This is a genomic window from Abiotrophia defectiva ATCC 49176 (assembly GCF_000160075.2).
Classification (GTDB): Bacteria; Bacillota; Bacilli; order Lactobacillales; family Aerococcaceae; genus Abiotrophia; species Abiotrophia defectiva.
The window spans coordinates 407,761-420,439 of the sequence record NZ_KI535340.1; the positions used below are offsets into that span (position 1 = coordinate 407,761).

Consider the following 12,679-nt stretch of genomic DNA (forward strand, 5'->3'; position numbering starts at 1 on the left):
ACGATATGATACTTACAATTCCAACTTGTGTGTGCTAAACTATCATTGTCCTTTTTCATAAGGATACCTCCCTGGTTCTTTTTGTGTGGTCGGGAAACCTACACTAAGTTTACCACTTGGGAGGTCTTTTTGCTTACCTCGCTGTAAGCTCTCCGGAACCACCAGCATTGCTGGTGGTTTTCTCCATACAAAAAAAACTGGGACCCATGGTCCCAGTTGCTTATCTGATTTTAAGGGCGCGGTCAATATCCCGTTTGGCCTGTTGGTCCTTGAGGGCATGACGCTTATCATACTTGTTCTTACCACGCGCAAGGCCAAAGAGTAATTTGGCCCGTCCTCTTACCAGATAAACCTTTAGTGGTACCAAGGTCATCCGGTTTTGTTGAACTTCGCGGTGAAGAGTCTGAATCTCTTTCTTATGAAGCAAAAGCTTACGGTCACGCTCCGGATCATGGTTAAAAATATTACCATGGTCATAGGGGCTAATATGGACCTGCTTCAGCCAAGCCTCCCCGTCACGAATGGAGATAAAGCCATCCTTGAGGTTCATCTTACCCTTGCGAATAGACTTAATCTCTGTCCCGGTCAAGACCATGCCTGCCTCATAGGTTTCGAGAATCTCATAATCATGACGCACCTTACGATTCTGAGCTAAGGGCTTATCTTGCGACATCAGTCACCTCTTTTCCGCAGGAGCTAGCCTAGGCGGTTCGCCTGAGGCTGCTTGCGTTTAATCTTAAATTGCTTGAACTTGTTTTCCGCAGACTTAGCTGACTTTTTGCTAGCCTTATCGCTAGCAAAAGACTGTTTCTTGGCCTGACGGCTGTCCTTGCTTTGATGCTCAGACAGCTCCTTGCGATGGCGCTTGCTAGCAGACTTAGATTTGGCTTTTCCCTTGTCTTCTTGACGGCCTTTATTGGCTTTTGAGCCCTTGGACTTGCTAGCCCCGGACTTATTGTTAGAGACTTTGTCTTCTTTAGTCGCACGCTTCTGCTTACCAGTGCCTTTAAGCTTTTTGGCTTGGCGCTGTCTGTCTTGAGTCTTACCTTTAGCCGACTTATTAGCAGCTTTGGCTTGCTTACTGCGCTGTAGGACCAAGTCTACATCTAAGCCAGTCACGGGTTCAGCCTCAAGTAAGCTAAAGTCAATTTCGCGTTCGCCAACATTAACAGCTTCCAAGCGTACTTTAACCTTCTGACCAATGCGGAAGATTCGCCCTGTTCTTTGCCCTACTAGTAAGAGATGAACCTGATCGAACTCATAATAATCGCCCGTCAAATCCTTAAGGCTAATCAAACCTTCTACTGTGTTAGGCAAGGCAACGAAGATACCGAATGAGGTCACCGAAGAGATGACCCCTTCAAATTCTTGCCCGATTTTATCTAGCATGTATTCAGCTTTTTTCATGGCGGTCACATCACGCTCGGCATCAATGGCCCGGCGCTCCATTTTAGAACTTTGTTCCGCAATGCCAGGCAACTTATCAAAAATACGAGCCTTGTCCTGATGGCTTGGCTTCTTATCCAGATATGCATGAATGAGGCGGTGAACAATTAAGTCTGGGTAGCGACGAATAGGCGATGTAAAGTGGGTATACTCAGCCGTTGCCAAACCATAGTGACCTAGGGCTTCCTCACTATAGCGCGCTTGTTTCATAGAACGTAACATCATAGTGGACACAGCCTGTTCAAAGTCTTGCCCATCAACTTGCTTAAGGGCTTGCTGCAGTTGCTTAGGCGCAATGGTTTCTACCTTACCTCTGAGGACAATGCCGAAAGCTGTAATGAACTCAGCGAATCGCTGCATACGTTCTGAATCAGGTTGTTCATGGACCCGATAGAGCATAGGATAGTCACGTGTCATATAGTGCTTTGCCACCGTCTCGTTAGCCGCCAACATAAAGGACTCAATCAGGCGTTCAGCCACGCCTCGTTCCCGCAATTGAATATCTAGCGGATGACCTTGGTTATCGACCAAAACCTTGGCTTCTGGCGCATCAAAATCTAACGCCCCTCGCTTAATCCGTCTGGCTTCCAGCAGATGGTGGAGCTGACTCATATCTTCTAAAAGGTCCACGATTGGCGCATATTTTTGGTGCAGCCCCTCATCTCCTTCTAGAATCGCATTGACATCATCATAAGTCATGCGGTAAGAAGAATGGATGACTGAGCGGAAAATACGATGGGATTTAACCTGCCCTTGGCTATCTATGACCATTTGACAAGATAAGGTCAAGCGATCTTCATGAGGATGTAGGGAACAAATCCCATTAGACAAGCGTTGCGGCAACATTGGCACAACTCGGTCAGTTAAATAGACAGAAGTCCCTCGCTGATAAGCTTCCAGATCTAAGGCCGAACCTTCTTCAACATAATAGGACACGTCGGCAATATGAACACCCAGGACATAGTCGCCATTATCTAGGCGTTCAAGCGAGATAGCATCATCCAAGTCCTTGGCATCTGCCCCGTCAATCGTCAGGATAACCTCTTGTCGTAAATCTTCCCGATTGGCAAGGTCCTGAGCCGATAAGCTCTGAGGCACTGCCTCAGCCGCTTCCTTAACTACTTCTGGGAACTCATGCGGAATTCCGAATTGATAGAGAACGGACAAGATATCCACACCTGGCTCATCGCGGTGGCCAATTTCCTTGGCTACTAGACCTCGTAAGAGGTGAGGGTTTTCTGCTGTCGGATACTGACTAATCTTAACAATACAAATGGAATGGTCAGCAGGCTGGATCCCAGCTGGGTCGATTTCAACCCGGACGGCGTCACTGTAATCACCTTGTGGTAAGACATAGCCCAGAGCCTGACGTTCCTGACGGACTTCGCTCGGGTATGCGACGAATTCCCCTACCAACTGGCTCACAGCACGTTCTAGTACGCGTAAAACTTGAACTTCTGAGCCTTTACCCGTTTGAGGGTTGGCCAATTTCAGGACTTCAACCTCAACCATGTCCCCTTGCATAGCATTCAAAGCTCGGCCTCTAGGAACGAAGAAATCAGGCTGGCCTTCGGCATAGGTGACAAAACCAAAGCCTTGGGCATTAGCTCGATAGGTCCCCACTACTGTTTTAGCAGTCTTGGCGTTAAGGCGATAATGGCCTCGTTTGGTCTGCTCTAGCTCTCCGATACTTTCTAAATAATTAATGGCACGCACCAATTTCTTATACATCTTGGTGCCACCGTAATTGAGGGCTTTGGCCAATGACTGGCTTGTCACAGTCGCCCCCGCTTCTTGGTCCTTCAAATAGGACAAAATTCTTTTTTCAATGCTTGTGAGTGCACTCATAGCGTCTCATGCACCTCCTTTGTTTTAAATTAAAATTCTTTAGTCATCAAATACTTGGATAAATTGCAATAAGCTAGCTTCAAAGTCTGAACGATTACGGTTGGTGGTAATGACATGTGTGTTATCCTCACACCAGTGGAAGCTGATTTTGGCAGATTCCAGAGCCTCTAGCAAATCATAGACCGCTTCTGGATCCACTAATTCATCTTGGGCCGACTGAACAATGTAGACAGGTAGTTCAATCGAAGCGAGTTGGTCTTCAAAACCACGAGCGAAAGCTTGAATGTCCGCTACCTGTTGACGGTGGGCAGTCCGCACTGCTTCTTCCGTCTGCAAATAGTCAGGCAAATCGCCTCGCTTTTCTGCCAAGTAGCGGGCAAAAGACATGAAGCGATTTTCTAGCTGTAGGCCATCGCGACTAATCACTGGCGAGTTAAAGACGCCCCCACCAACAAGTTGACTATCCGCCTCACAAAGGGCGCGCATGGCCATAACTCCACCCATAGATAGGCCGAAGACTAGGACCTTATCGTAGCGTTCTTTCATAAAGGCTAGTGCCTCTTCCAAGTCACGCCACCAGATTTCAGGTCCAGCATCTAAGATATCTTGAATATCTGTCGTCCCATGCCCTGTGAATAAGGGACAGAGTACTCCGTAGCCTTGACGATTCAATAACCCAGCTTGGGGTCTTACGTCAGCTGTGCTACCTGTGTAGGCATGGCAGAGAATGATACCAAGCCGTGCTCCCGGAGCTTCTAAATAATAGGCACCCTTAGAGAGGGGCATAATCATTCCTCCTTTTCAAGAAAAAAGACCTCTGAGTCTAAGGTCAGAGATCTAAAACTTAAGCAACTTATTTAGAAGAGAAATAAGCGAGTGCTAAGGCTAATACAAAGAACAAGACACCAAATACCACAGTGGTGCGAATGAGAAAAGCCTCAAAACCACGGGCCTTGGTCTTGCTCATTTGGTTCTCGGCACTACCACCTGACAATGAGCTTGCTGCATTACTTTTAGATGGTTGCATAATGACCAACATAATTAGAATAATTGATACGATGACTAAGGCAACAGTCAATACTTCTGACAAGGTACTTCCTCCTTTTCGAAAATCTCTACCCCTTATAATACCACATATTAGGCAAGCTAACAACTCCTAATGCCATATTTGGTAGGCATTATAGAGATTAATCCCTATGACTAGCAAGACCACCCATTGAAAGACCCGGCGAACAGCTTGGTCGGATAGAAGTCGAGACATTCTAGCCCCCAATAAACCACCTATTATGGCAGCCGGCACAATATATACCAAAATCGACAGGTCATAGCGGGCAAAGCCTGTTCCCCAGGCAATGGTCACTAACTTAGTTAACTGGGAACAAAAAATGGTCGCAATGGAATAGACCGTTGCTTCCTTGATTGGCATGGCGAAAACCAGCATAAGCAAGGAAACATTAATGGGTCCTCCACCGATTCCTAATAGACTAGCAAAAAATCCCAAACTTAAGCCTACTGCACTATACCATAGCGCCCCTTGCTTGGACCAATGTAAATTTTCGATGCGCGTGTAAATCATGGCAAAAACTAACAGCGCAACTGTCACTACGATTTGAATCAGGGTAACTTGACTGGCCTGTGCTACTCTTTTAAGCAAAAACTCAAAAGTTTGATTACCCAGGTAGCCGCCCAAAACTGACCCCAAGGCCAGATAGGCTACTTGCTGCCACTGGATCTTACGTCCCGCTTGAACTTGACGTATGGTTGATACCAAAGACATGGTAAAGACTGCCACCGTCGAATAAAAAGAGATGGCTACTACCGAATCATGGCCTACAAAGTCCAAGACCGGCTTGATAATGACACCACCGCCCATACCCGACACGCTGCCTACGGCATTGGCAACTACAATAATCAGAAAATATAGTACCCCTATTCCGCTCACACTTATTCGCGCTCCTCTGACGTCATCACTTCTCGTCACTTCTATTTTACACAATTATCAGCTATTTTGCACAAGTAAAGAACTCCATTGTACCACTATTTTATAAAGTAAATCCTCATAAAAAATGTATAATTAAAAATTGTATCGATTATATTTAAAATAAAATGTCTACACATTAAATTCTAATAATCGCCTTTATAGATAAAATTCGAGATAAATAGGGTTTATGGTCCCTAAAATAACTAAAACTACCTTTTTAAACCTTGCTATTATTATTATTCATATACATATATTAAGTTTTCTATTTTATTAATTTCTTTAATTTTTTCGTTTACAATACATATCAACCATGCTATACTCAGTCCATCAAAACGTAAAGGAGAGAATCCTATGAAAAAATCCCTAATTAGCCTTTTAGGGCTATCAACTCTTGCTGCTTGCGCTTTGGCTTCTGCTAACGTCCAAGCCGCTGAACTTCCCCCATTAGTCCTAGACCCCCTGGACAACCAAGTCATGACGACTGATACGCTACCCCCACGACCAAGCCAAGGTCTGCCAGGCTTTGTTCCTCGCTTCTCTAACCAAGAAAGCCAACCAAAGAACACGATGGCCAATGGCTACAAGCCACTTGACCCGATTGTTTTAGCGCCTGAGGACAACCAAGTCATGACGACTGACGCGCTGCCTCCAAGACCAAGCCAAGGCTTACCAGGTTTTGTTCCTCGCTTCGCTAGCCAAGAGACCAAACCAAAAGACACGATGGCCAACGGTTACAAGCCACTCGATCCTATTGTTGTGGCTCCTGAGGATAGCCAAGTTATGACGACTGCAACGCTTCCGCCTGCTCCATCCCAACCAGGTTCAGTTTCCCAAGAAGATGAGCTAGAATCAAACAATCACGAATCAAGCGAAAGCCATTCAGAAGAAACACCTTCTTACCATAGTAGTGATGACAACAACTACGATTACAGCTATGACTATAACTATAATCAAAACTACGATTATAACTATGATTACAATTACAACTATTACTACAGCAATGATTATGACTATAACTACAATTATAACTACGGTTATTACAATCAATACGACTACAACTACAACACGTCTTACTACTATAACTAAGCACTTAAGCAGCCAGCTTCAGACACTAGGTCTGGAGCTGGCTGCTTGCTTGTCCTCTATCTAGTCAGTCGCCAATCCCTAAGTCAACAAAAAGAGACTAGGACATACGTCCTAGTCTCAAGCCTACTTAAGAATTATTTACCTAAGTTGTAGAAAGACTTCAAGCCGTCGTAGCGAGCTACTTCGCCTAATTCGTCTTCGATACGGAGCAATTGGTTGTACTTAGCGATACGGTCAGTACGTGACAATGAACCAGTCTTGATTTGGCCAGCGTTAGTTGCTACAGCGATATCAGAGATGGTTGAGTCTTCAGTTTCACCAGAACGGTGAGATACTACCGCAGTGTAACCAGCTTTTTGAGCCATTTCAATTGCATCGAAGGTTTCGGTCAAGGTACCGATTTGGTTAACCTTGATTAAGATTGAGTTACCAATCCCTTTTTCAATCCCTTCAGACAATTTAGCAGTGTTAGTTACGAACAAGTCGTCACCTACTAATTGAACTTTAGAACCTAAACGGTCAGTCAATAATTTCCAACCATCCCAGTCGTTTTCGTCCATACCGTCTTCAATGGTGATGATTGGGTATTTGTTAACCAATTCTTCCAAGTAGTCTACTTGTTCAGCAGAAGTACGTTTTGCACCTTTGTCGCCTTCGAACTTGGTGTAGTCGTATACGCCATCTTCGTAGAATTCAGAAGCTGCACAGTCGAAACCTAAGAATACATCTTTACCTGGTTCCAAGCCAACGTTCTTGATAGCTTCTAAGATAGTTTCTACGCCATCTTCAGTCCCTTCAAAGTTAGGAGCGAAACCACCTTCGTCACCAACTGCAGTTACTAAACCGCGTTTGTGTAAGATAGATTTCAATTCGTGGAAGATTTCTGCCCCCCAACGAAGTGCTTCTTTGAAGCTTGGTGCGCCTACTGGCAAGATCATGAATTCTTGGAAAGCGATTGGCGCGTCAGAGTGAGAACCACCATTGACAATGTTCATCATTGGTGTTGGTAATACTTTCGTATTGAAGCCACCTAAGTATTTGTAAAGTGGAACGTTTAAGTAGTCAGCAGCAGCGCGAGCAACAGCAATCGATACACCTAAGATTGCGTTAGCACCGAGTTTCCCTTTGTTAGGAGTCCCGTCTAATTCAATCATCAATTTGTCGATGGCGTTTTGTTCTAAAACATCGTAGCCTAACAAAGCGTCAGCGATGACGTTGTTCACGTTGTCAACTGCTTTAGAAACCCCTTTACCTAAGTAACGTGATTTGTCGCCATCACGCAATTCAACTGCTTCATATTCACCAGTTGACGCACCTGATGGAACCATCCCACGACCGAAGGCACCACTTTCAGTGTAAACTTCTACTTCGATGGTTGGGTTACCGCGAGAGTCGAGGACTTCACGAGCATAAACGTCTGTAATGTATGGCATATTGTTCTCTCCTTTAAAGTTGATTAGCCTCTTAATTACTTAAGAGTATTGCCACTATCTATTTTAGTGATTTTCGTGGCAAAATGCAAAGATTTTCTTGCTTTTTAACCTATTTCTTAATGAGGGATTCCCCGGTCATTTCTTCCGGTTGCGCAACCCCTAATAAATCTAGCATGGTTGGGGCTAAGTCAGCCAAACGGCCGCCTGAACGGAGCTCTACCCCTGGCTTAGTTACAATAACCGGCACTGGGTTCGTTGTGTGGGCAGTCATTGGTTGACCGTCTAAAGTCACCACTTCGTCTGAGTTCCCGTGGTCAGCTGTAATGATGGCAGAACCGCCTTTGGCTAAGATTAAGTCAACGACTTCACCCAAGCACTCATCAACTGCTTCAATTGCTTTGACAGTTGGTTCTAACATACCAGAGTGACCTACCATGTCTGGGTTAGCGAAGTTAAGGATGATGGCATCCAACTTATCTTCATTGATGGCAGCTACTAAGGCATCCTTGACTTCATAAGCAGACATTTCTGGCTTGAGGTCATAGGTTGCGACCTTAGGAGATGGGATTAAAATCCGATCTTCGCCTGGAAATTCCTCGTGACGGCCACCACTCATGAAGAAGGTTACGTGAGGATATTTCTCAGTTTCTGCAATCCGTAATTGTTGTTTGCCATTATCGGCCAGGACTTCACCGATGGTGTTTTTGAGGTCAACCTTCTTGAAGGCAATCTCTGCTAAGACATCATCACTGTATACAGTGAAGGTCACGAATTTGAGGTCTTTTGGATAGTCGCCGCGGTCGAACCCTTCGAACGCTGGGTTAGACAAGGCAGTCCCTAATTGGATAGCCCGGTCTGGACGGAAGTTGAAGAAGACAACAGAGTCGCCAGATTCAATCTCAGCTACTGGTTGACCACCTTCAGTAACCACGAATGGCACTACAAATTCATCGTAAACTTCTTCCTTATAGGAAGCTTCAATCCCTGCCACAGCAGAGTCAAATTGGGCACCTTTGCCGTGAACCATAGCGTCATAAGCCAGTTGCACCCGTTCCCAACGCTTGTCACGGTCCATAGCATAGTAACGACCAGAAATGGTTGCGAAGCGACCTACGCCGACTTCACCAAATACTTCTTCAGTCTTCTTAACGAAGTCTAAACCTGAAGATGGCGCCACGTCACGACCATCTAAGAAGCCATGCACATAGACTTTTTCAAGGCCATATTGCTTAGCTAAACGCAAGAGCGCGAAGAGGTGTTCGTAGTGAGAGTGAACCCCACCATCAGAGATTAAGCCCATCAAGTGAAGAGCTTTACCTGATTCTTTGGCTGCTTTCACCGCTTCAACCAATTCAGGAATTTCATAGAATTGGCCTTCACGAATGGAAATGTTAATACGGGTTAGGGATTGATATACAATACGCCCTGCCCCAATGTTCAAGTGACCTACTTCGGAGTTACCCATTTGGCCATCTGGCAAGCCTACGTCTTCACCGCTGGCTTTGAGTTGGTTGTGAGGATAAGTTTCCCAGTAACGGTCAAAGTTTGGTTTCTTGGCTGCTTTAACGGCATTCCCGAATACTTCGTCGCGAATAGCAAAGCCATCCAAGATGATTAAGGCTACAGGAGCTTTTGACATTATTTCACACCTTCTAATAACGCTAAGAATGATTCTGGTACTAAAGAAGCACCGCCGACTAAGGCACCGTCAACATCTGGGCATGACATGTATTCTGCCACGTTCTCTGGTTTAACTGAGCCACCATATTGTACGCGTACAGCGTCTGCTGCTGCTTGACCAAAGTTCTTAGCTACGACTGAACGAACCGCTGCACACATTTTTTGTGCGTCTTCTTTGGTTGCAGATTTACCAGTCCCAATCGCCCAAATTGGTTCATAAGCGATAACAGAAGCTTTCACTTGATCTTCTGAGAAACCTGCCAAAGCAGCTGTTACTTGTTTTTCAACAACTTCTTCTGCTTGACCTGCTTCGTATTGTTCTAAGGTTTCACCACAGCAGATAATTGGCACCATGCCGTTTCGGAAGATTGCTAAGCCCTTCTTGTTAACGTCTTGGTCTGTCTCATGGAAGTATTCACGACGTTCTGAGTGACCAATGATAACATAGTCAACACCTAATGCTTTGAGTGATGCTGGGCTAGTTTCACCTGTAAAGGCACCTGCATCTTCGAAGTAGCAGTTTTGTACTGCCAAACCTAAGTTTGAACCAGCTAAGCTTGTTTTAACGTCAGAAGCCACTAAGGCTGGAACGCCCACAACTGCTTCAACAAGATCTGCGGAAGGTAATTTACCTTTAACCGCTTCAACGAAAGCTTTCGCTTCTTCGTTGGTTTTGTTCATTTTCCAGTTACCTGCAATAATTGGTTTTCTCATTAGTATCCTCCTAAGGATTACGGAAGGTCCCAGGGCTTAGAAAGAAGCCCTGGCCTTCACAGATTGATTTAATTCTTATTTGTCTGAGATAGAAGCAACCCCTGGTAATTCCTTACCTTCGAGGTATTCTAAGGATGCGCCCCCACCAGTTGAGATGTGAGTGAACTTGTCAGCATAGCCTAATTGAGCTGCAGCTGCTGCAGAGTCCCCACCACCGATAATAGTGGTTGCCCCTTCAAGGTGCGCAATTGCTTCGCAGACCCCAATGGTCCCGCCAGCAAAGTTAGAGAACTCGAAGACACCCATAGGCCCGTTCCATACAACGGTCTTAGCATCTTGTAAGTAGTCAGAGAAGAGTTTAACAGTCGCTGGACCGATGTCTAAACCTTCTTGATCTGCTGGGATAGCATCTGAAGATACTACTGTAATTGGTGCGTCATTGCTAAATTCTGGTGCCACCTTGTTGTCAATTGGCAATACTAATTTGTCGCCAGCCTTGGCCATGATTTCTTTAGCTAATTCTACGCGATCAGCTTCTAAGAGAGAAAGCCCTACTTCGTAGCCTTTTGCTTTGAAGAAGGTGTAGGCCATCCCACCACCGATTAAGACTTTGTCAGCCTTATCGAGGAGGTTTTCAATAACCCCAATCTTATCGGAGACCTTAGCCCCACCTAAGATCGCAACGAATGGACGTTTTGGATTGTCAACCGCGCCACCAATGAACTTGATTTCCTTATCCATCAAGAAACCAGCGGCAGTTTCCAAGTGGCTTGCCACCCCAACGTTAGATGCGTGAGAACGGTGTGCTGTCCCAAAGGCATCGTTGACAAAGAGGTCACCCAAGCTTGCCCAGTATTTGCCCAATTCTGGGTCGTTTTTAGATTCTTTTTTACCATCGATGTCTTCAAAACGAGTGTTTTCGAATACTAAGACATCGCCTTCAGCTAAACCGTCAATAGCTGCTTCTAAAGCTGCCCCGCGGGTTTCTGGCACGAAAGTTACTTCCTTACCTAATAATTCACCTAAACGTTTTGCAACTGGAGCCAAAGACTTAGAAGCCTTGTCTTCTTCAGTTTTAACTTTACCTAAGTGAGAGAAGAGGATGAGTTTTGCTTTGTTATCGATTAAGTATTGGATAGTTGGCAAAGCTTGAACAATCCGGTTGTCGTCAGTGATGACGCCATCTTTCATCGGAACGTTGAAGTCCACCCGAACTAATACCTTTTTACCTGCTACATCTAAATCAGTTACGATTTTTTTTGCCATATAAAAACCTCCTTGGGCATGCGATTTGGTGCTGTTATCAATTGACAGCAGTGACTCTTCCTGGCGATGGGTCAACCTGCTGATGCAACTGACCTCAACACCAAAGCGGTGATAATAAACAAAAGGCGAGGAAGCTTGTCACTTCCCCGCCTAGAGTGTCATGCGACTAAGCTCGACATTCGTATATGAAACTTATGATTATAAGCTTGCGAAGTAAGCTAAGGTACGAATTAATTGAGCAGTGTATGACATTTCGTTGTCATACCAAGATACAGTCTTAACTAATTGTTTGTCGCCTACAGTCATTACTTTGGTTTGAGTTGCGTCAAATAATGAACCGTAAGTGATCCCTACGATATCAGAAGATACGAGTGGATCTTCAGTGTAACCGTAAGATTCGTTAGCTGCTGCTTTCATTGCTGCGTTAACTTCTTCAGCAGTTACAGGTTTTTCTAAAACAGTTACTAATTCAGTTAAAGAACCAGTTGGTACAGGAACACGTTGTGCAGCCCCATCTAATTTACCGTTCAATTCTGGGATTACTAAGCCGATAGCTTTAGCAGCACCAGTTGTGTTAGGTACGATGTTTACAGCTGCTGCGCGAGCACGACGCAAGTCACCTTTAGGGTGTGGAGCGTCCAAGGTGTTTTGGTCACCAGTGTAAGCGTGGATAGTAGTCATCAAGCCTTCTACAACGCCGAAGTTGTCTTGTAAAGCTTTAGCCATTGGAGCCAAGCAGTTAGTAGTACATGAAGCACCAGAGATTACTGTTTCATCCCCAGTTAAGATGTTGTGGTTAACGTTGTAAACAACTGTTGGTACGTCGTTACCACCAGGAGCTGAGATAACTACACGTTTAGCACCAGCTTTTAAGTGTAATTCAGCTTTTTCTTTTGAAGTGAAGAAACCAGTACATTCAAGCACGATATCTACACCTAATTCACCCCAAGGTAATTCTTCAGGATTACGGTTAGCTAAAACTTTAACTTCTTTACCGTTCACACGGAAAGCACCGTCTAATACTTCAACTTCACCGTTGAAACGACCTTGAGTTGAGTCATATTTTAATAAGTGTGCTAATTGTTTAGCATCAGTTAAGTCGTTGATTGCGACAACTTCCAAACCTTCTACTTCTTGGATACGACGGAATGCTAAACGACCGATACGTCCAAAACCGTTAATACCTACTTTTACTGTCATATTTGACTTCCTCCTTAAGGAAAAA

At 44.8% G+C, this 12,679-nt stretch carries 11 protein-coding genes; 1 reads left to right on the plus strand and 10 read right to left on the minus strand.

The annotated features are described in order from the left end of the window. Positions 1 to 220: 220 nt before the first annotated feature. The 5 genes from smpB to GCWU000182_RS01865 form a co-directional block, all read right to left on the minus strand. The gene (gene smpB / locus GCWU000182_RS01845) at positions 221 to 673 is read right to left on the minus strand and encodes an SsrA-binding protein SmpB (RefSeq protein ID WP_023391036.1); all 453 of its coding nucleotides are present in this window, start codon (positions 671 to 673) and stop codon (positions 221 to 223) included. Between the two features lie 23 nt (positions 674 to 696). Continuing rightward, entirely contained in the window at positions 697 to 3,294 is a 2,598-nt protein-coding gene (gene rnr, locus GCWU000182_RS01850) for a ribonuclease R (RefSeq protein ID WP_023391037.1), read from the minus strand. Positions 3,295 to 3,333: 39 nt separating this feature from the next. Further along, positions 3,334 to 4,080 carry an alpha/beta hydrolase gene (locus GCWU000182_RS01855; protein ID WP_051372912.1) on the minus strand — a complete coding sequence of 249 codons (747 nt, stop codon included), beginning with the start codon at positions 4,078 to 4,080 and terminating at the stop codon, positions 3,334 to 3,336. 67 nt (positions 4,081 to 4,147) lie between these two features. Then, entirely contained in the window at positions 4,148 to 4,384 is a 237-nt protein-coding gene (gene secG, locus GCWU000182_RS01860) for a preprotein translocase subunit SecG (RefSeq protein WP_023391039.1), read from the minus strand. A 66-nt stretch (positions 4,385 to 4,450) separates the two neighbouring features. After that, positions 4,451 to 5,236, minus strand: coding sequence for a sulfite exporter TauE/SafE family protein (locus GCWU000182_RS01865; RefSeq protein ID WP_246269777.1), 786 nt, complete (start codon positions 5,234 to 5,236; stop codon positions 4,451 to 4,453). A 390-nt stretch (positions 5,237 to 5,626) separates the two neighbouring features. On the opposite strand from GCWU000182_RS01865, the gene GCWU000182_RS10135 reads away from it, so the two are divergent. Next, complete coding sequence (locus GCWU000182_RS10135; protein WP_023391041.1) at positions 5,627 to 6,361, plus strand: hypothetical protein; 735 nt, start codon at positions 5,627 to 5,629, stop codon at positions 6,359 to 6,361. A 134-nt stretch (positions 6,362 to 6,495) separates the two neighbouring features. On the opposite strand, the gene eno is transcribed toward GCWU000182_RS10135, so the two are convergent. The 5 genes from eno to gap form a co-directional block, all read right to left on the minus strand. Continuing rightward, entirely contained in the window at positions 6,496 to 7,794 is a 1,299-nt protein-coding gene (gene eno / locus GCWU000182_RS01875) for a phosphopyruvate hydratase (RefSeq protein WP_023391042.1), read from the minus strand. A 109-nt stretch (positions 7,795 to 7,903) separates the two neighbouring features. Then, complete coding sequence (gene gpmI / locus GCWU000182_RS01880) at positions 7,904 to 9,433, minus strand: 2,3-bisphosphoglycerate-independent phosphoglycerate mutase (RefSeq protein WP_023391043.1); 1,530 nt, start codon at positions 9,431 to 9,433, stop codon at positions 7,904 to 7,906. After that, positions 9,433 to 10,188, minus strand: a complete 756-nt coding sequence (gene tpiA, locus GCWU000182_RS01885) for a triose-phosphate isomerase (RefSeq protein ID WP_023391044.1) — start codon at positions 10,186 to 10,188, stop codon at positions 9,433 to 9,435. The genes gpmI and tpiA overlap by 1 nt, the downstream gene beginning before the upstream one ends. A gap of 75 nt (positions 10,189 to 10,263) precedes the next feature. Beyond that, entirely contained in the window at positions 10,264 to 11,454 is a 1,191-nt protein-coding gene (locus GCWU000182_RS01890; protein ID WP_023391045.1) for a phosphoglycerate kinase, read from the minus strand. A 198-nt stretch (positions 11,455 to 11,652) separates the two neighbouring features. Then, a complete protein-coding gene (gene gap / locus GCWU000182_RS01895) occupies positions 11,653 to 12,654 on the minus strand; it encodes a type I glyceraldehyde-3-phosphate dehydrogenase (RefSeq protein WP_023391046.1) in 1,002 nt (333 codons plus the stop codon). Positions 12,655 to 12,679 lie beyond the last annotated feature (25 nt).